The sequence below is a fragment of the Thermasporomyces composti genome (genome assembly GCF_003386795.1).
In the GTDB taxonomy this organism is placed as follows: Bacteria; Actinomycetota; Actinomycetes; order Propionibacteriales; family Actinopolymorphaceae; genus Thermasporomyces; species Thermasporomyces composti.
Genome location: NZ_QTUC01000001.1, coordinates 3460412 through 3482370 on the forward strand (window position 1 = coordinate 3460412; position 21959 = coordinate 3482370).

16 protein-coding genes are annotated in these 21959 nt (G+C 70.7%); 11 read left to right on the forward strand and 5 right to left on the reverse strand.

The features are described 5' to 3' along the window. The first annotated feature begins 219 nt into the window (after positions 1–219). The 6 genes from DFJ64_RS15000 to DFJ64_RS15025 all read left to right on the forward strand — a co-directional run bounded on the left by DFJ64_RS15000 (position 220) and on the right by DFJ64_RS15025 (position 7883). Positions 220–1455 (forward strand): M23 family metallopeptidase, encoded by a 1236-nt coding sequence (locus DFJ64_RS15000; protein ID WP_147304723.1) that lies wholly within the window; start codon positions 220–222, stop codon positions 1453–1455. A gap of 73 nt (positions 1456–1528) precedes the next feature. Then, positions 1529–2011, forward strand: a complete 483-nt coding sequence (gene smpB, locus DFJ64_RS15005; protein WP_115851024.1) for an SsrA-binding protein SmpB — start codon at positions 1529–1531, stop codon at positions 2009–2011. A 196-nt stretch (positions 2012–2207) separates the two neighbouring features. Beyond that, entirely contained in the window at positions 2208–4853 is a 2646-nt protein-coding gene (locus DFJ64_RS15010) for a glycoside hydrolase family 31 protein (RefSeq protein WP_115851025.1), read from the forward strand. Positions 4854–4924: 71 nt separating this feature from the next. Then, positions 4925–5506 (forward strand): TetR/AcrR family transcriptional regulator, encoded by a 582-nt coding sequence (locus DFJ64_RS15015; protein ID WP_115852122.1) that lies wholly within the window; start codon positions 4925–4927, stop codon positions 5504–5506. Between the two features lie 126 nt (positions 5507–5632). Next, positions 5633–7066: an MFS transporter gene (locus DFJ64_RS15020; RefSeq protein WP_115851026.1), complete on the forward strand. Its 1434-nt coding sequence runs from the start codon at positions 5633–5635 to the stop codon at positions 7064–7066. Positions 7067–7109: 43 nt separating this feature from the next. Continuing rightward, positions 7110–7883, forward strand: coding sequence for an SDR family NAD(P)-dependent oxidoreductase (locus tag DFJ64_RS15025; protein ID WP_115851027.1), 774 nt, complete (start codon positions 7110–7112; stop codon positions 7881–7883). Positions 7884–8013: 130 nt separating this feature from the next. Here the strand turns inward: DFJ64_RS15025 and serA are convergent, their stop codons facing one another. From serA to DFJ64_RS15040, 3 genes are all read right to left on the reverse strand, one after another. Continuing rightward, on the reverse strand, positions 8014–9234 hold the full coding sequence (gene serA, locus DFJ64_RS15030) for a phosphoglycerate dehydrogenase (RefSeq protein WP_115852123.1): 1221 nt from the start codon (positions 9232–9234) through the stop codon (positions 8014–8016). Between the two features lie 200 nt (positions 9235–9434). Continuing rightward, the gene (locus DFJ64_RS15035; protein WP_115851028.1) at positions 9435–10454 is read right to left on the reverse strand and encodes a LacI family DNA-binding transcriptional regulator; all 1020 of its coding nucleotides are present in this window, start codon (positions 10452–10454) and stop codon (positions 9435–9437) included. A 212-nt stretch (positions 10455–10666) separates the two neighbouring features. Then, positions 10667–12583, reverse strand: a complete 1917-nt coding sequence (locus DFJ64_RS15040; RefSeq protein WP_115851029.1) for an acyl-CoA dehydrogenase family protein — start codon at positions 12581–12583, stop codon at positions 10667–10669. Positions 12584–12904: 321 nt separating this feature from the next. Here DFJ64_RS15040 and DFJ64_RS15045 point away from each other — a divergent pair, with 321 nt between their 5' ends. Next, positions 12905–13663, forward strand: a complete 759-nt coding sequence (locus tag DFJ64_RS15045; RefSeq protein WP_115851030.1) for a class I SAM-dependent methyltransferase — start codon at positions 12905–12907, stop codon at positions 13661–13663. A gap of 28 nt (positions 13664–13691) precedes the next feature. Here DFJ64_RS15045 and DFJ64_RS15050 read toward each other — a convergent pair whose 3' ends face one another. Continuing rightward, on the reverse strand, positions 13692–14606 hold the full coding sequence (locus tag DFJ64_RS15050; protein ID WP_245941148.1) for a phosphatase PAP2 family protein: 915 nt from the start codon (positions 14604–14606) through the stop codon (positions 13692–13694). A gap of 21 nt (positions 14607–14627) precedes the next feature. Continuing rightward, entirely contained in the window at positions 14628–17030 is a 2403-nt protein-coding gene (locus DFJ64_RS15055) for a beta-galactosidase (protein ID WP_115852125.1), read from the reverse strand. Positions 17031–17145: 115 nt separating this feature from the next. Here DFJ64_RS15055 and DFJ64_RS15060 point away from each other — a divergent pair, with 115 nt between their 5' ends. The 4 genes from DFJ64_RS15060 to DFJ64_RS15075 all read left to right on the forward strand — a co-directional run bounded on the left by DFJ64_RS15060 (position 17146) and on the right by DFJ64_RS15075 (position 21958). Next, positions 17146–18144 carry a LacI family DNA-binding transcriptional regulator gene (locus tag DFJ64_RS15060; RefSeq protein WP_245941149.1) on the forward strand — a complete coding sequence of 333 codons (999 nt, stop codon included), beginning with the start codon at positions 17146–17148 and terminating at the stop codon, positions 18142–18144. Positions 18145–18269: 125 nt separating this feature from the next. Next, a complete protein-coding gene (locus tag DFJ64_RS15065) occupies positions 18270–19940 on the forward strand; it encodes an ABC transporter substrate-binding protein (RefSeq protein ID WP_245941150.1) in 1671 nt (556 codons plus the stop codon). Positions 19941–20033: 93 nt separating this feature from the next. Beyond that, entirely contained in the window at positions 20034–21029 is a 996-nt protein-coding gene (locus tag DFJ64_RS15070) for an ABC transporter permease (protein WP_115851033.1), read from the forward strand. Further along, positions 21026–21958: an ABC transporter permease gene (locus DFJ64_RS15075; RefSeq protein ID WP_245941151.1), complete on the forward strand. Its 933-nt coding sequence runs from the start codon at positions 21026–21028 to the stop codon at positions 21956–21958. Before DFJ64_RS15070 ends, DFJ64_RS15075 begins: the two co-directional genes overlap by 4 nt. The last annotated feature ends 1 nt before the right edge of the window (position 21959 follow it).

Below are 21959 nucleotides of genomic sequence, written 5' to 3' on the forward strand. Positions count from 1 at the left end.
GGTGGGTACGGTCACGATATGGTCACGACCGCGGGTGAAGAGCGGGGGCGTACGGAGGGAGCACCAGTGGTCGGGAATGGTCGTGCCGGGGTCGAGAAGGCGCTCGCGAGGACGCGTCACGCTGACGGAGGGAGCCCGTGCACACGGGCGGAGGGCGCGGTCCCGGAGCGGGCAGCCCTCGGCCGCCTCGGCTGGCGCTCGCGACGCTCACTCGCCGGGGTGCTGGTGCTCGTGCTGACGCTCGCGCTCACGCTGACGACGGGGGCACCGAGCGCGCAGGCCGGCCCCGAGGAGGACAAGCGCCGGGTCGAGCGTCAGTTGGAGGAGGCGCGTCACGACTTGGACGAGTCGTCCGCGCAGCTCTTGGCCGCGACGAAGGCGCTGCGGGAGACCGAGGCGAGGCTGGCCGCCGCCCGTACCCGCCTCGAGGCGGTTCGCGGGCAGCTCGCCGCCGCGGCCGCACGGGACGCGGCGCTCGCGGCGTCCTTGCGTCAGGCTCGGGAGAGGCTTGCTGAGGCCAAGGCCGGGGTGCGCCGGTCGCACCGGCGGGTGGCCGAGCAGCGGGCGCGGATCGCGGCGTTCGCCAACGCCAGCTACCAGGTCAGCGGTGTCGCGGAGCTCGCGGCCATTCTGGGCAGCGCGGAGCCAGGTGACCTCCTCGGCCAGGTCCAGATCGTGTCGAGTGTGTCGGAGTCCCAGCGGACCGCGCTGGCTCGGCTGGACGCGGCCACCGCCACGCTCGCTGGCCAGCGGGCCGCGCTCGAGGAGGCCGAGCGTGAGGTCGCGCGACAGCGCGCGGAGGCGGCGGCGAACCTCGCCCGGATCCGAGCCCTGGAGCGGGAGGCCAGCGCCGCCGAGAAGCGCGTCCGCGCGCTCGTCGAGGAGCGGAAGGCGGCCGTGGCGGAGGCGGAGCGGGCCAAGGCGGAGGACCTGCGCCGCTACCAGCAGCTCGTCGCCGAGCGCGAGCGCATCCGCAGGATGTTGGAGGAGCTGGCTCGCCAGGAACGCGAGCGCGAGGAGCAGAGGCGCAAGAGGAAGGACGATCGAAGCGACGACTCCGGCGCCCGGCTCCTGCGCCCCGTCGACGGGCCGATCACGTCCCACTACGGCATGCGGTTCCACCCGATCCTGCGACGGTGGAAGCTGCACGACGGAACCGACTTCGGCGCGAGCTGCGGCACACCAGTGCGCGCCGCGGCGTCCGGGCGGGTGCTGGCGCGCTACTACAACGCCGGCTACGGCCGGCGCATCCTCCTCGCCCACGGGCGCATGGACGGCGCGTCGACGGTGACCACCTACAACCACCTGTCGTCCTACGCCGTCGGCGTCAACCAGTGGGTGAGGCGCGGTCAGGTGATCGGGTACGTCGGGACGACCGGCTACTCGACCGGGTGCCACCTGCACTTCATGGTCCTGCGGGATGGCCGCACTGTGAATCCCATGAACTACTTGTGACGGACGTCCCGGCAGGGCCCGCTCCGCACCCCTCCCGCGCCGCCCGTTGGCACGGGTCGGCGAAGATGGAGGAATGGTCAAGGAGCGCGGACGTCGGCTGGTCGCGCAGAACCGTCGAGCGCGGCACGACTACCACATCGAGGACACCTTCGAGGCTGGCCTGGTGCTGACCGGCACCGAGGTGAAGTCGTTGCGGGCCGGCCGGGCGTCCCTCGTCGACGGGTACGCGGTCGTGATCGACGGCGAGGCCTGGCTCCAAGGCGTGCACATCCCTGAGTACACCCAGGGCACGTGGACGAACCACGCGCCGCGACGCTCTCGGAAGCTGCTGCTTCACCGCAAGGAGATCGACCGCATCGACGCGGCGACTCGGGAGCGCGGGGTGACCGTGGTGCCGCTCTCGCTCTACTTCAAAGACGGCCGGGCGAAGGTCGAGATCGCCCTGGCTCGAGGCAAGCGTGCGTACGACAAGCGGGAGGCGATCGCCAAGCGGGAAGCCGAGCGCGAAGCGGCTCGGGCGCTGGCGGCACGACGTCGGGGTCGATACGAGGAGTAGCGCTCCCGCTGGCGGAAGCGTGGCGTGCCGCCCGGGCGACCGGACACACTGGCGTCGGGCACACTGACGCCTGACCCACCGCCGCTGGACCCAGCCTGACGGAGCCGGCCGGGGGTCGTGTGTGGCACGCGGTGGGTCCCGATCATGCTGGGGGAGACGTCGGCAGGCGGGGCGTCGTGCGACGGAGGGAGAGCGCATGCGGGTGTCGTCACGTCCGGCCGCGGGGGAGCCCGTCGACATCGCGCCATCTCTCCTCGGTGGGTGGCTACGCCACCTGCGGCCACGACGCCGTGAGCGGGTGCGAGACAGGCTCGACGCCCTGGCCCGGGGCTTCCGGCTGATCGGCTGGGGCAACAGCCTTCGCGCCTGCCGATACGCCTGGTTCCGGGGACGCCTGGAGCGGCAGGTTCGTCCGGTCACGACCCCGACGCGCGTGCCGGGCCGGCTCACGAGCGCTGAGCGGGTCCCCGGTGGAGCGCGGTTCTGGTTCACCGTCGCCGGGGAGCCCTCCGCGGCCACCGCTTGGCTGTCCCTGGAGGTTCGGTTCCTCGCCCAAGGTGGGGTCTTCATCGGGTGGGACGGTGCCACCGCCACGCCGTCGTACGCGCTCGGCGTCGACCGCGCTGGGCCAGCCGGCGCTGGGGCAGCCGGCGCTGGGCCAGCCGGCAGTAGGTCAGCCGGAGCGACGCCGGCGGACGCCGTGCCAGGCGGCGCGGCGTCGGACGGTGGGGTGTCGGACGTCGAAGGGCCGGACGTCGAAGGGCCGGACGTCGAAGGGTCGGACGTCGGCGGGTTTGGCAGCGGCCAGCCGGCGGGCTCAGGGGCGGACGACCCGGAGCCGGCGACCGGCTGCGTGCTCGCCCGGGAGGGCGACGGCTGGGTCGTGCGGCTGGCGGACGTCGTCGTCGCGGTCGACCAGGAGGGGACCGTCGCCTTCCGCACCGAGCCGCCGGGTGGGGACGCGCGCACGATTCGGCTGGACCGGCCGCCTCGCTGGGACGGCACGACGTGGGTCCACCGCAGCGCGCTCGACAGCGACGCGGCCGTCCTTGGGCTCGGCGGCCGCTCCGCGCCACTCGACCGTCGAGGAGGCACGTACCGACTGTGGAACTCCGATCCCGGCGGCACCTACGCCGCCGGCGACGATCCCCTGTCGATGTCGATCCCGGTCTACCTCGTGGTCGCCGACGCAGGGGTCCACCTCGCCTTCTACGACAACACCCATGACGGCACGGTGGACGTAGCGGACGAGGTCACCGTGCAGATGGTCGACGGCCCGCTGCGGTACTACGTCTTCCCTGGCACTCCCGCACAGGCGCTGGAGTGCTACACCCGGCTGACCGGCCGACCCGCGCTGCCGCCACGCTGGGCGTTGGGCTACCACCAGTGCCGCTGGGGATACGGCAGCCAGGCGGTGGTGCGGGAGGTCGCGGACCGGTTCGCCGAGCACGACCTGCCACTGTCGGGAATCTGGCTCGACATCGACCACCTCGTCGACAACCGGCCCTTCGCGGTCGACCGCGAGCGGTATCCCGACCTGGCCGGGCTCACCGCCGAGCTCGCCCGGCGCGACGTCCACGTGGTCGCCATCGTCGATCCCGGCGTCGCCAAGGACCGAGGTGATCCGGTGTACCGCAGCGGGCGTTCGATCGACGCCTTCTGCCGCGGGCCGGATGGTCGGGTCGTGCGCGGAGTGGTCTGGCCGGGCACCACGGTGTTTCCCGACTTCACGTCGCCCCGTGTCCGCCGCTGGTGGGGTGAGCTGTACGAGGGGTACGTGAAGCTCGGCGTCGACGGCTTCTGGCACGACATGAACGAGCCGTCGGTCTTCGCGGCGTGGGGGGACGGGACGCTGCCCCGGCTGACACGCCATGAGCTGGACGGCCGCGGGGGCGACCATCGGGAGGCACACAACGTCTACGCGCTGCTGCTCAACCACGCCGCCTTCGAGGCCCTGTGCCGGCTCCGGCCCGATCGTCGTCCGTTTCTGCTCTCCCGTGCCGGCTTCGCCGGCCTGCAGCGGTACGCCGGGACGTGGTCGGGCGACATCGGGACCTCGTGGGGTGGGTTGCGGACGAGCCTGGCCTTCACCCTCGGACTCGGCTGCTCCGGCGTCCCGTTCTCGGGTCCGGACATCGGTGGCTTCGATGCGCACCCGTCGGACGAGCTGTACGTCCGATGGTTCCAGCTGGCCGCCTACCTGCCGTTCTTCCGCGTGCACTGCGCCGCGAAGCTACCCCCGCGGGAGCCGTGGGCGTTCGGGCCGACGGTGCTCGAGCTGGTCCGTCCCTCCTTGCGGGAGCGCTACGAGCTGCTGCCGTACTGGTACACCCTCGCCTTCGAGGCCCATCGCACCGGGGCGCCGTACGTGCGGCCGATGCTGTGGATCGATCCCGCCGACGCCGGGCTGCGGTGGGAGGACGACCAGTTCCTGCTCGGTGACGCGCTGCTGGTGGCGCCCGTGCTCGAGGAGGGCGCCCGGGAACGCACGGTGAGACTTCCGCGCGGGCGGTGGTATGACCGGCGGACAGGCGTCGCCTACGAGGGTCCGGAGTACGTCACGGTGCCGGCGCCCCTCGACGTGACGCCGGTGCTCGTCCGGGCGGGCGCGGTGATCCCGGTCGAGCGCGACGGCCGGATCGAGCTGGACGCCTATCCGCCCGACGAGGAGCCCGCGCTCGGTGGCCGGCTCACCACGGACGCGGGCGACGGGTACGACGCGCCGGTGGAGGAGCGCTTCGGGATCGGACGCGACGCTCGCGGCCGGTGGGTCGTCGAGTACGACGGGCCGGCGGAGACGTTGCCATACCCGGTCCGCTGGTGCGGCACCCCGGACAGCTGAGCGCCAGCGTGCAGCGCTGACTCGGAACTCATTCTTGACCGATCGTTCCAGAAACACCTAGCATGGCCGCCATGGGGAGGGTGAAGGAGTTCGACCCGGACGCCGTCCTCCAGCGCGCCTTGGAGCTGTTCTGGCAACGCGGCTACGAGGCCACCTCCATGTCCGACCTCGTCGAGCACCTGGGGATTGGGCGCGCCAGCATCTATGCGACGTTCGGGTCCAAGCGGGACCTCTACCTCAAGGCGCTCGAGCGCTACCTCGAGTCGCAGAAGCCGAACCCCATCGAGGAGCTCTCCCAGCCCGGCCCGGTCCTGCCAGCCGTGCGGGAGCTGGTTCGCCGCTACGCCGCCGAGTCCGCCAGTGACCTGGACGGTCGTGGCTGCATGGTGGTGAACGCCGCGGTGGAGCTCGTCCCGGAGGACCGCCTGGTCACCCGGCGGGTCCAGGCGAGCTGGGACGCCATCGAGGTGGCGCTCACCTCCGCGCTCACGCGCGCGCAGGCGCAAGGCGAGCTGGACGCGAGCAAGAATCCCCGGGCGCTCGCCCGCATGCTGCTCGTGCTGCTGCAGGGCATGCGGGTCGTCGGCAAGGGTGAGCCGCCACCCGGGCGGCTCGAGGACGCCGCCGAGCAGGCGCTCGCGCTTCTCGACTGACCGGCGAGTCACCGCCCGCTCCGTCGCGCCCTCTCGATCCGCGTGCCCAGAGGGGGCCGGTCCGCAAGCCGCCTCCGGGAGTCGTCCGCCGTTTTTCTGAAACGATCGGTCTAAAAAGGGGTTCGCATGAGCTCAGAGCATCGAGGACCCGCGGTCGCCACCTCCGCGGCGACGTCGGCGCCTCCGCCGCGTCGGGAGTTCCAGGCGGCCTTCGCCGTCATCGCCGTCACCCAGGCCACGCTCGTCGCCGCGATCACGGTGATCACCCTCGGCCTGCCGGCGATCCAGCGTGACTTCGGCGTCGATCAACCGGACGTGGCGCTCGTCACCTCGGCGTACGGCCTCTCGTTCGGCGGCCTCCTGCTCTTGGGCGGCCGGGTCGTCGACCTGCTCGGCCGGCGGCGGGCGTTCACGCTCGGCGTCGGGGTCTTCGGCGGCGGGTCAGCCGTCGGGGCGCTGGCGCCGAGCGTGTGGGTCCTGGTCGTCGGACGGTTCCTCCAAGGCTGTGGTGCCGCGCTCGCCGCCCCCGCGGCACTCGCGCTGCTGAGGGCGATCGTCGCGGACCCGGCACGCCGGAACCGAGCGTTCGCGTTCTGGGGTGGCCTCGGCGCAGTGGGCGCGACGGTCGGTCTCGTGCTCTCCGGCGCCGTCCTCACCGTGGGGTCGTGGCGGTGGACGCTCGCGATCCCCGCCGGCGTGGCCATCCTCGTGGTCGGTCTCGCACCCGTTCTCCTCCCACCGTCACCCCGTCGTCCGACGCGCCTCGACCTCACCGGCGCCGTCCTCGCGACCGCGGGCGTCTCGGCGCTGAGCTACGGCATGTTGAGGGTAGGCGAGCCCCGTGGGCAGTGGCTGGGCCCCGCGGGCGTCGCCCTCCTCGTGGCGTTCGTCGTGGCCGAGCGCCGAGCCCGCGACCCTCTGCTCCCCCTCACGTTCCTGCGGCCGCGCCGCCGCGCGAGCGCACTGCTGGTGATCCATCTGACCGCGGCAGCGATGTCAACGCTGCTCTTCCTGCTGACGCTCTACTTCCGACAAGCGCACCACCTCGCGCCCTTCGCCACGGCCCTGGCCTTCCTGCCGTACAGCCTCGTCCAGCTCGCCGCGGGCGCGTTCGCGGGAACGCTCGTCGGGCGGTTCGGCCCGCGCCAGGTGACCGTCGCCGGGCTCGGCGTCGCCGCGATCGGCCTGCTCCTCCTCAGCCGCCTCGACGCCGACGCGGTGTACGACGGCGCTCTCCTCGCCGGCTTGGTGGTCTTCGCCCTGGGTGCCGGGATGGCCTTCGCGGGGGCGACCGTGGCCGCCGTCGACGACGTGCCTGACCGGGCGGTCGGGCTCGCCGGCGGCGTCGTCAACACCGCGCTCGAGACCGGACCCACCGTGGGCTTCGCCGTGCTGGTGTCGCTGGCCTCCACCCACACCGCGCGGCTGATCGGCGAGGGAGTGGACCCCGTCCTCGCGGCTGCCCGCGGAGATGCTCTCGCCTTCCTCGCCGCCGCCGGTGGCCTCCTCGCTCTGGCGGCGTTCGTCGTGTCGGCTCCCGAGAGCCGACACGCCCGCTGATCCGATGGCTCCTCCACGCCCATCAGGTGAAGGGACAACGCCCATGACGTCCACGCGATCCGCAGCACGATTCGCAGGCACGGTGGCTCTCGTCACCGGAGGCGGCTCGGGCATCGGTCGAGCCGTCGCTCAGGCGCTCGCGCGGGAAGGCGCGACCGTCGTCGTCGCGGGACGGCGTGCCGACACCCTCGCCGAGACCGTCGCGCTGGTCGAGGCGGACGGCGGACACGCGAGTCTCGTCCCCTGCGACGTCACCCGGGCCGCCGACGTGGAGCGGCTCGTCGACGAGACGGTAGCCCGGCACGGCGGGCTCCACGTCGCCGTCAACGTCGCCGGAACATTCGCCGCTGGGCCACTCGTCGAGCTCGACGAGGCGACGTGGTCGAACCAGCTCGCGGTCAACGTCACCGGCGTGTGGCTGTCGATGAGGTACGAGATCCGACACATGCGACGGCACGGCGGTGGCGCCATCGTCAACGTCGCGTCGGTGCTCGGCCCGCACAAGGCGGTCCCGGGAACCGGCGCCTACGGGGCGACCAAGGCAGCGGTGAGCGCGCTCACCCAGGCGGCGGCGCTCGAGCACATCGGCGACGGCATCCGGATCAACGCGGTGAGCCCAGGACCGGCGGACACGCCCATGTCGCTGCGCCCGGGCGAGACTCCCGCGGAGCGGGCCGCTCGGGTGCGGAGGGAGGTCCCGATCGGTCGTATCGCGGACCTGTCCGAGGTCACGTCCGCGGTCCTCTGGCTCGCCAGCCCTGAGGCCAGCTTCGTGGTCGGGCACGACCTCGTGCTCGACGGCGGCGTGTCGCTGTGACCGTCGCGCGACCACGTCCGGCTCATCGTCCGCTCACCCGGGAGCCGGGGCGGGACCTGCACCGTGCCGTCGCGTCTCGCTCACGACGCCTGGGCCGCTCACGACGCGTGGGGCGCCGTGGGCCACACGCTCACGACAAGTGCCGGAGGCGAATGGTCTCCGGCATGTCGCGCAGTGCCTGGACCACCTCCGGCGAGGCGGGGCTCCCGATGTCGGTGATCACGTAGCCGACCTGCCCGCGCGTGCCGAGGTACTGCCCCTCGATGTTGACCCCGTGGTCGGCGAAGACACCGTTGATCGCGGCGAGCACGCCGGGGGTGTTGACGTGGACGTGCGCCAGCCGGTGTGTTCCGGCGCGCTCGGGCAGGGCCAGCTGCGGGAAGTTGACGCTCAGCGAGGTGTTCCCGTCGAGCGCGTACTGGCGGAGCTTGGACGCGACGAACCTGCCGATGTCCTGCTGCGCTTCCTCAGTGGAGCCGCCAATGTGGGGCGTGAGGATGACGTTCGGCAGCCCACGCAGCTCCGACTCGAACGGCTCGCCGCGACGCTTGGGCTCATGCGGGAACACGTCGATCGCCGCGCCGGCGAGGTGGCCGGACTCGATGTGCCGGCGAAGGGCCTGGTGGTCGACCACGAACCCGCGGGACAGGTTGAGGAAGATCGACCCCGGCCGCATCCGGGCGAACTCCTTCTCGCCGAACAGGCCGCTGTTCCCCGGCCTGCCGTCGACGTGCAAGCTCACCACGTCGACGGTCTCCAGAAGCTCCTCCAGCGACGAGCACCGGACGGCGTTCCCGAGCGCCAGCTTGTCCGCGATGTCGTAGAAGTACACGGACATGCCCAGCGTCTCGGCCAGGACCGACAGCTGGCTGCCGATGTTGCCGTAGCCGACGATGCCGAGACGTCGACCGCGGATCTCGTGGGCGCCGGCGGCGGACTTGTTCCAGATGCCCTCGTGCATCTCGCGGTTCTTGTCCGTCAGCCGCCGCGTCAGCGCGATGATCTCGGCGATGGCCAGCTCGACCACGCTCCGGGTGTTGGAGAACGGAGCGTTGAAGACCGCGACACCCCGCTCGGTGGCGGCCTGCAGGTCGATCTGGTTGGTGCCGATGCAGAAGGCTCCCACCGCGACCAGGTCGGTGGCCTTCTCGAGGACGGCTCGGGTGACCTGGGTGGTGGAGCGGATGCCGAGGAGATGGACCCCCTCGATGCGCTCCGCGAGCTCCTCCTCGCTCAGCGCGCCATCGTGCGTGTCGACCTTGAAACCCGCCTCGGTCAACAGCGTGGCGGCGTCGGGATGGATGTTCTCGAGGAGCAGGACGTGCGTCTCGTCGTCGGTGAAGGGGGCCATGCGAACGATGGTGCCACGAGCCGGTTCGCCGGGACGCACCCGCCGTCGCCCGCCAGTGTCGGCCAGCGCAGACGGTGACAGACCGGATCGAAGCCGGCGCAGGTCAGGGGCACGTGGATCGGGGTGCGTCGATCAGGTCGCGCCACCGTGCGTGGCCCTGATCGGGCGGCGGCGCCGGACGACGTGGCGGTGAGGTCGGCTCAGGCCGGCCGGGTCGCCTTGGTGACCCGCCTCCGCGAGCTGGCCCGGACGTGGATCTCGGTCGGTAGCACCTTCACCGACGGCGGACGGGTCGGCTCGGCGATCCGGGCCAGGAGCAGCTCCGCCGCGGTGCGGCCGATCTCGTAGGTGGGCTGGGTGACGGTGGACAGCGGCGGCTGGATCAACGTCGCGCAGGGCACGTCGTCGAAGCCGAAGACCGCGACGTCGTCGGGGACCCGGACACCTCGCTCGGCGAGGCACTCGAGGGCGCCGATCGTCATGAGGTTGTTGGTGGTGAACACCGCGTCGGGGCGGGGCGACTGATCGAGAAGTGCCGCCATGGCGGCGTACCCGCCGCTCTCGCGGAAGTCGGCGTACTGGATCAACCGAGAGTCGATCGGACGCCCGGCCGCGCGGAGCGCGCGGCGGTAGCCGTCCAGCCGCTGACGCGCGGTGCTGAGGTCGCGCGGTCCGGCGATGCAGGCGATGTGTCGGAAGCCTTCGTCGATGAGGTGCGTGGTGGCGACTGTGGCGGCGTGCTCGTTGTCGACCGTCACCAGGTCGACGGTCGCGCCCGGCACCTGTCGGTCGATGGCGACGATCGGCACCGAGGCGTCGATCAGCCGCTGGACCGGCCCGCCTCCACCCGTCGGGGAGATGATGACCCCCGCCATCTGCTCGGCGAGGATCGCCGCGACGTAGCTGGCCTCCTTGTCGGGGTCCTCGTCGCTGTTGCAGAGCACCACCGAGTACTGCGAGCTGCGCGCGACGTCCTCGACACCTCGGACGAGCGCGGTGAAGAACGGGTTGTTGATGTCCGAGACGAGGACCGCCCAGAGGTTGGTTCGGCTGCGACGTAGGCTGCGGGCGAGCGCATTGGGGCGGTAGTCCAGCTCGCGAGCCGCCTCGCGCACGCGTGCGGCCAGTGTCTCGTCGACGGTCTGCTTGCCGTTGAGCACGCGAGAGACGGTCGAGGGCGAGACCCTGGCACGACGCGCGACGTCGTAGATCGTTGGCATCTCACAGGCCAGGGTAGGCCATTGCGTCGACGTGTCCGGACGCGAGGCGCCGAACCGGCCACGCTCACCCAGTGCCGGCTGACGGCGAGCACGCCACGGCCGGAGACCGCGTGTCTCCGGCCGTGGCGTCGGCTGGTGTCCGGACGTGTTCTCCGAGAGCTGGCCTTCCGGGAAGCCGGTACGGCGTCGGCTTCCGGTCGAGCAGGCACCGCCTAGAGCATGCGCCTCGCCAGGTTCTCGCGTGTTGACGGTCCGAACTCCTGGCTGGCGATCCACGGCGCCTTCGGGTAGAGGTGGAGCACCCCCTCCTCCAGCCACTCGTGCTTGCCCTCGAGGACCCGGCGAGCCAGCCCGTCATCGGCGTTGTCGGAGTTGTGCCACAGCCGGTCGAACAGCTCCCTGACCCGCACCCGAGCCTGCTCGCAGAACACGTCGGCCAGGTCGTAGGCCTGCGCCCCACGCTCTGGGTCCTCCTGTCGCAGCGTCTCCGCCCGCACGCAGGCGGCCGTCATGGCGTACAGCTCGGCGCCGATGTCGACGACCCTGGCCAGGAAGCCCTGCCGGAACTCCAGCTTCGCCTGCCAGCGCGCCATCCCGAGGAAGGTGTGGCGGGCGAGCTTGCGCGAGGATCGCTCGACGAAGCGGAGGTGCTTGGCCAAGGGACCGAACTCCTTGTAGGAGGTGGGGACCTGTCCCTTGCCGGTCAGCAGGCGCGGCAGCCACCGGGCGTAGAAGCCGCTGGCGCCGACGGCGGACCGCAGCTTGGCCTTCGTGCTCGCGCGGGTGTTGGCCAGGTCGCCGGCCGCCTGCAGGTGCGCGTCCACCGCCTCCCGGGCGATGAACAGGTGCATGATCTCGGTCGAGCCCTCGAAGATGCGGTTGATGCGCATGTCGCGCAGCATCTGCTCGGCCGGGATCGCCCGCTCGCCGCGCGCCGCGAGCGAGTCCGCCGACTCGTAGCCTCGACCGCCGCGGATCTGGACCAGGTCGTCGACCATCGTCCAGGCCTTCTCGCTGGCGTAGAGCTTGGCGATCGCGGCCTCGAGACGGATGTCGAGCGCGCCCTCGTCGGCGATGTTCGCCGACAGCTCGAGGATGCTCTCCAGGGCGTAGGACGTGGCGGCCATGAAGGCGATCTTGTGCGCGATCGCGGCGTGCTGGCCGATCGGGCGACCCCACTGCTCGCGCTCCCGCGACCATTCGCGAGCTACCTTCAGGCACCACTTGCCGGCGCCGGCGCACAGCGCCGGAATGGACAGTCGTCCGGTGTTGAGGGTCGTGAGGGCGATCTTGAGACCCTGCCCCTCCTCGCCGAGCCGGTTGGCCGCGGGCACGACCACCTGGTGGAACCGGGTGACGCCGTTCTCGATACCGCGAAGCCCCATGAAGGAGTTGCGGTTCTCCACCGTGATGCCCGGGCTGTCGGCCTCGACGACGAAGGCCGTCACACCGCCCTTGTGTCCCTCGCTCTTCGGCACCCGGGCCATGACCACGAGGAGCTCGGCGACGACGCCGTTGGTGGTCCACAGCTTGACGCCGTCGAGGATGTACGCCGAGCCGTCCTCGGTCGGTACCGCCCGCATCGACAGCCGGGCCGGGTCGGAGCCGACGTCGGGCTCGGTGAGCAGGAAGGCGCTGATGGCGCCCCGGGCGCAGCGGGGGAGGAACGCCTCCTTCTGCGCTGGGGTGCCGAACAGCTTGACCGGCTCGGGGACGCCGATGGACTGGTGCGCCGACAGCAGGGCCCCGAGGCTGGGGTGGACGGATCCCACGATCATGAGGGCCCGGCCGTAGTCGATCATCGACAGACCGAGACCGCCGTACTCCTCGGGGATCTTCATGCCGAAGGCACCGAGCGTGGCGAGCCCTTTGACGTACTCGTCGGGGATTCGCGCCTCGCGCTCGATGACCTGGCCGTCCAGGGTCTCGCAGTACGCACGGAGCCGCGCCAAGAACTCCTGACCTTTCGCGGCCTTGTCAGCCGGGGGCCTCGGGGCCGGATAGATCAGGTCGAGACGGAGATCACCGAGGTAGAGATCCTTGGCGAAGCTGGGCTTGGTCCAGGTGGCCTCTCGGGCCGCCTCCGCGACCGCGCGGGCTTCGACCTCGCTGACGCGCTGCTGGCTCATGGCTCACCCTTTCGCCGTAGTTACTCACCAGTGTTACTCGCGAGTAGTTCTCGGCACAGGGCTTTCGTCCAGCAATCCGAGCTCCCTCGTCCGCGCGTCCGCGACTTCGGCCGGACGAACCACCGCAGACGCCGCGTCCGGGGGCATGGACAGGCCGCGATCGCCTGGAGGAGTGTGTGAGACGCGAGACGGGTAAATCGGACATGTCAGGCATCGGGTCGGGGGTAGGTGAGCGGGATGGCAGCCGAGAACCACGGACATCGCCCACCTGAGCACGCCATGGCACGAACGAACGCGCCGCCGTGTGGTGTCCCAGAACCCGTGGCGACGATGCTCTCGCATCTCGACCTCGAGCCGGGCATGCGGGTGCTGGAGGTGGTCGGGCCGGGCGGACGCCCGATCGGGGCGATCCTCTGCGAGGCGTGCGGTGCCAGGTCGGTCGACACCGTACGCGTGGACGAGAACCTCGACCGTCGTTCGGCCAGGTACGACCGGGTGCTGGTGACCTCGCCGGTCGTCGCCGTGTCCTACGACTGGCTTCGCGTCCTCCGGCGCGGTGGGGTCGTCCTGGTGCCCTGGTGGAACCATTTCGCGGGCGCGGCGCTCGTCCGGCTCACTGTGGACGACGAGCGCGGAGCCGGTGCGTTCCTGGGTCTGCTGGACGGGCTCGGCCAGCCCTGGCCGCCCACGCCCTCGGTGGAGGATGTGCACGGCGGTGTCCTGGACGCGGGGGAGCCCACCGCGTGCGACCTCGACGTCGCTCTCTGGGAGGACACGAACGCGTTGTTCGCTCTCGGGCTTCGGTTGCCCGATGTGCGCGTCACCTGGGCCGACGAAGGACACCGACGCCGCGGCTGGCTCTTCGATGACTCCGCGTGGGCGGCGGTCACGTGGGACGAGGGCGACGCGGTGTGGGAGCAGTACGGTCTGCGCAAGCTCTGGCCCGTCGTCGAGAAGGCGTACCGCTGGTGGGAGGCTAACGACCGACCCGAACCGCATCGGTTCGGGATGACGGTCGCGTCGTTCGGACAGTTCGCGTGGCTCGGCGACCGGTACTCCGGGCGAATCTGGCGCCTGTGACCGTCGCCGGTGTAGCTGTGTGCCGTGTTCAGGACGGCTTGACGAGGGCGTCCGGCGGGCGCCGGGCCCGAGCTCCTCTGCTGGGTACGACCTCGTGGACGGTCGACAGCACCAGCGCCATCATGAGGGCGGCGGTCCCCGCGATGCCGACCGCACCGCCCGCATAGGCGGCGAAGAGGCGGCGTCGACTCAGCTCGAGGACCCCGGTGCCGAAACTCTGGTCGCTCACCCACAGGGCCATCGCGGCCACGGCGAGCAAGGCCAGCCCGGTCCCGGCGAGCAGGACCACGGTGTAGGGATGCGCGTCCCGCGGCGACGGATCGTCGCGTCGGGTGAGCACGAGGAGCAGCCCGGCGCCGGCGGCCCACCCACCGACGACGATCAGTGCCGCCACCGCGTCGCTGGGCCGGTGCCACCCCGCTGACAAGGTGGCGACACCGGTGAGGGCCGCGTAGCCGGCGCCGAGCACCGCGGCGAGCCCACGCAGTCGGGGCGGCACCACGAGGACGAGCGCGACCGCTACCGACGCCGCCACGGTCGTGTGTCCGCTGGGCATGCTGTTGACGCTGATGTTGGCGTTCTCGACGCCCAGATCAGGTCGGTGGATGGCGACGTACTTCAGGAACTGAGTGGTGACGTTCGACCCGACGACGAGCAGGACCGCCACACCGGCCAGCACGACCCTGCGGCGGGCGAGCGCGATGAACCCGATGAGGGCGGTGGCGACGAGGAGCGACAGCACCGAGATGACGTCGAGGACCTGGGTGACGAGGTGCTCGACGCGCGCGCGGCCGATCGTGTTGCCCGCCAGGGCGACGGTGTCCGCGAACTGTCCGCGCGCGGTTCGTACGAAGACCCACCACACCGCCACCAGCGCGCCGATGTGGCCGGCCAGCGAGGCCACCAGCCAGGCCGCGGTCCACCCCCGTGTGCGGCTCGCCATGAGGCCACGGTAGTCCGGCGGTCAGGTCCAGCGCAGCGTGACCGTCCGCTGGCCACCCGCGGCATGGACGATCTGCAGGCCGTCCTCGCGACACACGCGCGCCGGCGCGTCCACGACCACCGTGCGTTCGGTCTCGAGCGCGACGACGAGGCCGGAGTCGGGTACGGGGAACGTGAGCGCGTCACCGTCCAGCGCCAGGATCTCGGCGGTGGCGTAGCGCAGCTTGGCGCCGTCGAGGTGGAGATTGACCGGCAGCATCACGCCCTGGCGACCGCGCAGGCTCACCGGGTGTCCACCGAAGAGCGCCTGGCCGTGCTCGTAGAGCCGGAATGTCGCGTCGTACCCGTCGAGGTTGAGGACGTGGACGAAACGCTCGCCCTTGTCGTTGCCGGTCGAGGTGAGGAGGAGATGGGCGTGCTCGGCGTCGTGCCTGAGCCCCGGTGAAACACCGAGCCGTTCGACTGCGGCGCGGTAGAAGGCGAGGTCTCGGCTCGGATAGTCGGTGGTGACCACCACCGCTCGGCCGTCACCCACCTCGATCTCGAAGCCGCAGCCCGCTCCACTGTCGTACTCGGTGAGGATGGTCGTCCCGCTGGTCGGGGCGAACAGCTGGGCGTACGACACTCGCTCCTCCGGGCGCGGCGCCGCCCACCCCGCGGCGCGCACCGACAGGTAGAACCGGTTGTCGCCGACCCGTGTGCCGCGGGGTGTCAGGCCGAGAGCGTCGCGCAGCAGCGCGCACGGTCGTCCTTCGAGATCGTGGCTCGGAACCTCGCCGCACAGCAGGAGGCGCCCGCCCTCGGACAGGTAGTCGACGAGGGACCGCTGGACGACCTCGTCGAGGTAGCCCGGACTCCCGAGCGCCAGGACCGGTGTCGTCGTGGCGTCGAGGGATCCCGGCAGGGTGACCGCCCCGAACCGGTAGCCGGCCAGCACGAGGGCGCGAGCCATCCGCTGACCAGGACCGCCGAAGCGGTGCCGCTCGAGGTTCTCCACGATCGTCCGGGTGCGCGCGCTGGCCGGGTAGGCGGTGTCGGTGAGGTAGAGGTCGGGGACGAAGGCCATGGCGAGGTCGTCGTGCTCCTCGTCCATCGTGGCGAGCCAGGCCTCCATCCGCCGAATCGTGTGGGCGACCGCCTTGGTGGGCTCGTAGCTGCGGCCGAGTCGTCCGTCCGCTCCCACGGGCGCCCCGACGCCGTGGTGCTCGCCGGTGAAGCTGATGCGGTCGTTACCGTCGCCGACCGAGCTCGCCAGCCGCGGGTTGACGCCGCCGGCGAAGAGGTAGAAGTTGAGCAGCCGGTTGCCCTGCGCGACGCACAGCCTGGTCTTGAGGTCGATCGCCGACGGGTCGTACACGACCGCCAGGTCCCGCGCGTAGTCGCCGTCCCCGGCCTCGAACTCCACCGAGGTGAGCGGCTGGTCGGCGTCGTGGACGGCGTCCATGAACGCGTTGATGAGGTAGAGGTCGGCCGCGTTGCCGGTGGTGAGGTCGCCGAGGTAGTGGTCGGAGCCGGACACCATGCCGGGGACGCCGGCGTAGCTCTCCATGAGCTGGCTGATGCCGACGGGGAACTCGGTCCCTCGTCCCCCTCCAGTTCCATGGATGTTGACGATGAACGGAACACCGCGCACACCTTCGGCTTCCGCGTACTCGCGCAGCGTCGCGACGTACCGGGCGAACCGGTGGCGCATGTAGTGGCCGAGGTCCACCATCAAGGCGGGGGCGTAGGCGTCGTCGGGTGACCGGACGCCGCGTGCTCGGGCCGCCGGATCGTCGATCGGGAACGGGTAACGCCGCTCGAGCGTCTCCGCGTCGTACCGTGCGGCGAGCCACTGGCCGAAATCGGCCAGCACGTGGTCGGTGAGGTCCGGGGCCTTGGTGACCCAGGACAGCATGCCGATCTCGTTGTCCAGCTGGACGGCGATGACGTTGCCACCGCGAGTGACCAGACGGGAGGCGAGGACCGGCATGACCGCCGCGTACCACCGACGCACCTCGGAGAGGAACGCCGGCGCGAGGTAGTCGACGGTGCGGCTCGGCGCCGGCCGGCCGTCCCAGGTGACCGGGCGGATCTCCGGGTGCTCGTCGTAGAGGCGGAAGGGCAGACCCTCGTTCTTCAGCTCGGCCATCACGAACGGACCCGGCCGTGCCAGGAAGAACAGCCCACGATCGGCGCACAGGTCGATGAAGGCGCCGAGGTCGAGCTCGGGCCGGCTGCGGCCGTCCAGGTCGATGGCTCCGTCCGGCGTCTCATGGCACAGCCACGGGATGTACGACGCGACGGCGTCGCATCCGGCGGCGGCGAGCGCGTCGATCCGGTCAGCCCAGTCTGCGCGGTCGAGCCGGAAGTAGTGCACCTCCCCGCTCAGCAGGATGCGGGCCCTGCCGTCGACCAGGATGCGCTTGCGACGAACCTCGACCATGAAGACGCCTCCGATGCGCGCGAGTCTTGCGGGCACATGTCCGCGCGGTTACGATCGTCGCACTTTCGCAGCTGAAAACGTTTACTGCAAGGGCTTTACATCCGAGAGGATGCCGATGGCCAGGCCGACCCTGCAGCAGATCGCCCGCGACGCGGGCGTCTCGATCGCGACCGTCTCCCGGGTCGCGCGCGGAGTCGGCCAGGTGTCGGAGGAGACCCGCCGCAAGGTGCAAGCGGTCATCGACAAGCACAACTTCCGGCCCAGCCACGCGGGGCGGGCGCTGGTCAAGCGACGCCACTCCGCCCTCGGCATCGTGTTCCCAGGACTTTCTGGCCCCTACTACTCCGAGGTCATCGAGGGGTTCGAGGAGGCCGCGGTCGACGCCAAGGTGGGCGTGCTCATCATGGGCACCCATCTGCTGCGTCACTCCGTCGACCTCGTCCTCGGCATGGCCGACCGCGTCGACGGCATCGCCGTCATGGGCGGTGTCATGTCCGACCGACAGATCCGTCGTCTGGAGAAGCTCGGCGGGCCTCTGGTGTTGCTCGCCAGCAAGCCGATGGTCGGCATCCCCACGGTGCGCACCGAGAACACCGCAGCGGCTGCCCGGCTGACCTCGCACCTGCTCAACGATCACGGCTACCGTCACGTGGCGTTCGTCGGAAACCCCGACGGCTCACCGGACGCGACGTACCGCTGGCTCGGATTCCGCCAGGCGCACGAGCGAGCCGGGCTCGAACCGCCGGCGGAGCCCGTGCGTGTGGGATTCCAGCAGTCGGACGGCTTCATCGCGGCCACGCGGCTTCTGGAGAGCGGTGACCTGCCGCGTGCGCTCGTCTGCGTCAACGACGAGACCGCCCTCGGCGTGGTCGTCGCCCTCTTGGACCGTGGCCTACGCGTGCCGCACGACGTCGCCGTCACCGGGTTCGACGACATCCCGATGGCTGGGCTGATGGCCTCCGGTCTCACCACCGTCCGTCAGCCCATGCGCGCGCTCGGACGGGAGACGGCGCGGCTGCTGCTCGCACACGTCGAGGGGCAGGTCGACCCGGCCACCGACCGGGTGCTGGAGACGGAGCTCGTCATCCGCGGCAGTTGTGGCTGCGGGGAGTAGGCAGGGGCAGGAGCAGCGACACCAGGACGCAGCGAGATCAGACACGGGGGCCAGGACGAACGTTCCAGGAGGTTGACGTGTGGTGGAGACGTGCCCAGGGGCGTAGGCCTCGGACCACCCGTGCGGTGACCGCGGCGGCCACGGCGTTCCTCGTGGCGGTGGCGGGCGCGGCCTGTGGTGCCGGTGACAACGCCAGCGACAGTGACCGAGGCGACAGCGGCGCCACGGCTGGTTTGGTGCGCCGACTGAACATGGGCGACTTCGGTGGCGGGAACGCGCCGCAGCGGAACTTCAACCCGTTCTCGCCGACGGCGCTCACGACCACCTTCGTCTACGAGATGCTCTTCAACATCAACGACTACAGCTGCGAGGTCGAACCCTGGCTCGCTGAGTCGTTCACCTGGGAGAGCCCGACGAAGCTGGTCGTGAGGACCAGGAAGGGCGTCCAGTGGTCCGACGGGAAGCCGTTCAGCGCCAAGGACGTGGCGTTCACGTTCAACCTGTTCAAGAAGGCGCCTGGTCTGGACCGCAACGGCATCTGGTCGGCGCTCAGCAGCGTCACGGCCACCAGCGAGGACGAGGTGACGTTCACCTTCAAGGAGCCCTCGGTCCCCAGGTTCAACCAGATCGCCGACACCCGGATCGTGCCGGAGCACATCTGGTCCAAGGAGTCCGACCCGGAGAAGTTCACCAACCCGAACCCGGTCGGCACCGGGCCGTTCACGGTCAAGAGCATGAACAGCCAGCAGCTGGTGCTGGAGCGCAACCCCCGGTACTGGCAGGCGGACAAGGTCAAGGTCCAGGAGCTGTTCTTCCGCAAGGCGACCGGTGGAGCCGAGGTCGACAAGCTGCGGCTGCAGCGCGGCGAGTACGACTGGAACGCGATGTTCGTGCCCGACATCGAGAAGACGTACGTCGCCAAGGACCCGAAGCACAACAAGTACTGGTTCCCGCCGGGCGCGAACATCAGCCTGTACATGAACCTCACCAAGGCGCCGTTCAACGACGTCGAGTTCCGGCGCGCGTTGACCTACGCGATCGACCGGGAGGAGATCAAGGACAAGGCGCAGTACGGGTACGTCGAGACCGCCAGCCAGACCGGCCTCGTCCTGCCGGGGCAGAAGGCCTGGCTCGCACCTGACATCGAGAACGAGGGCAGGGTCCCGTACGACCCGGAGCGCGCCAAGCAGATCCTCGCCGACGCGGGTTACCAGACCGGGCCGGACGGCAAGCTCCGCGGCAAGGACGGCAAGCCACTGCCGGCGTTCTCCTTCAAGGTCCAGAACGGCTGGGTCGACTGGATCCAGGCCGCGCAGATCATCCGGGACAACCTCGCCGACCTCGGCATCACGCTGAACGTGCAGACGCCGACGCCGGAGATCGTCGACGCGGACCGGGCGTCCGGCAACTTCGACATGGTCTTCGGCGTCCACGGCGGCGGATGCAACATGTACGACGCGTACCGCCTGCCGCTGCACAGCGCGCAGACCGCGCCGGTCGGCAAGCCGGCGGCGAGCAACTTCGTTCGGTGGCGGGACGCTCGGACCGACGACCTGCTCGACGAGCTCGCCCAGGCGCAGGAAGAGGAGGAGCAGAAGCGCATCGTCGGCGAGCTGCAGAAGATCATGGTCGAGCAGGTGCCGGTCATCCCGCTGTGGTACGGCGCCCAGTGGTTCCAGTACCGCACCGAGAAGGTCGTCGGCTGGCCGAGCGCCGAGGACCCCTACGCCGGGCCGGGCGACCAGCTGGTGATCATCACCCGACTGCGGCCCAATCCTGAGTACCGCGGCGACTGACGCGCACGTGTCCGGGGCCGCGCGAGCCCGCGCGGCCCCGGACGCTCACCGCGCCTAAGGACGCGCCGCGACGAGCAAGGGAGCCTCGCAACGATGCGCTACTTCGCAAGCCGGCTGGGGTTCTTCCTCCTCACCCTGTGGGCGGCGGTGACGCTGAACTTCATCATTCCGCGCCTGCAGCCCGGCGACCCCGCCCAGAGCATGGTCCAGCGGCTGGCCGGGCAGACCGAGGCCGTCGACCCGGCCGCCATCGAGTCCGTCCGTGTCCTGCTCGGGCTGCCGACCGGCAGCATCCTCGAGCAGTACGTCGACTACCTCAAGGCCGTCGTCCGCGGTGACTTCGGCATCTCCTACACGTACTTCCCCTACTCGGTCACCCACATCATCGGTGAGGCGCTGCCGTGGACGATCGTCCTGGTCGGCGTCACCCACGTGCTCGGCTTCGTCATCGGCACCTTGCTGGGCGCCTGGGCGGCGTGGAAGCGCAACACCAAGTTCGACGCGGTGGTGAGCCTCGGGTCGACGTTCCTGGGCACGCTGCCGTTCTTCTGGATCGCGCTGATCCTCATCTACGTGTTCGCGTTCACGTTGCGCTGGTTCCCCGAGGCGGGCGGCTACAGCGGAGAGATCGAGCCGTCGTGGTCGTGGGCGTTCATCGCCGACGCCGTCTACCACGGCTTCCTGCCGGCGCTCTCGCTCCTCATCACCGGCCCGATCGGCTGGATCATGAGCATGCGCAACAACATGGTGCACACCCTCGGCGAGGACTACACCCGGCTCGCGCAGGCCAAGGGACTGCGCACGAGCCGCGTCGCCCTCGTCTACAGCGCGCGGGTGGCGATCCTGCCGAACGTGACCGGCTTCGCCATGGGGCTCGGCACCATCGTGGGCGGCACGCTCATGGTGGAGATGATCTTCGGTTACCCCGGCATGGGGAAGCTGATGTATGAGGCGATCTCCAGCCGGGACTACCCGTTGATGCAGACCATCTTCCTGTTCACCACGGTCGGCGTCCTGCTCGCCAACCTGTGCGCGGACATCCTGTACGGCATCCTCGACCCGCGGGTGCGGAGGGAGGCGCAGGCGTGACAGCTCCCATCGGCCAGATCCACGCAGCGGAGGAGAGGCCTGAGGAGGTCGAGCGGGACATCGCCGCCGCGCGGCGCTCCCGGATGCCCTTGTGGCTGGCGATCCTGTGGGCCAACCGCAAGAGCCGCGTCGGCCTCCTCATCCTCGCGGGCTTCACGCTCGTCGCCGTCTTCGCGCCGCTGATCGCGCCGCACGATCCCAGGGAGACCAGCTTCGAGGCCTCCCTGCCGCCGAGCCGCACCCACCTGCTCGGGACCACGGCGGCCGGGCAGGACATCTTCTCTCAGCTGGTGTACGGCGCGCGGACGTCCATCATCGTCGGCCTGGTGGCGGGCGCCTTGGTTACGGTCATCGGCCTGCTCGTCGGTCTCACCGCCGGCTACCTGCAAGGGTGGGTTGACGAGGTGCTGTCGTTCGTCATCAACCTCGCCCTGGTGGTTCCCGTCCTGCCGCTCATGGTCACGCTCGCCGCGTACGCGCCGGACGGCGTCCGTGGCCTGTGGCTCATCATCTTCGTCATCAGCGTCACCGGGTGGGCCTGGGGCGCCCGCGTCAAACGGGCTCAGATCCTCACCCTGCGGGCGCGGGACTACATCACCGCCGCGCGCTTCGCAGGGGAGGGCACGATGCGGATCATCTTCAAGGAGATCATGCCGAACATGCTGTCGCTCGTCGTCGCCGGTTTCCTGGGCGCGGCGGGCGGTGCCATCGCGGCCGAGGCCGGGTTGGAGTTCCTCGGTTTGGGCGACCCGACGACGGTCAGCTGGGGAACGATGCTCTACTGGGCCAACAACAGCGGCGCCATGCTCACCGGCCAGTGGCTCTGGCTCGGAGCTCCTGGTCTCGCGATCGCGCTGCTGCTGTCGTCGCTCACCCTCATCAACTTCGGCGTCGACGCGCTGAGCAACCCGCACTTGCGAGAGGGCTGAC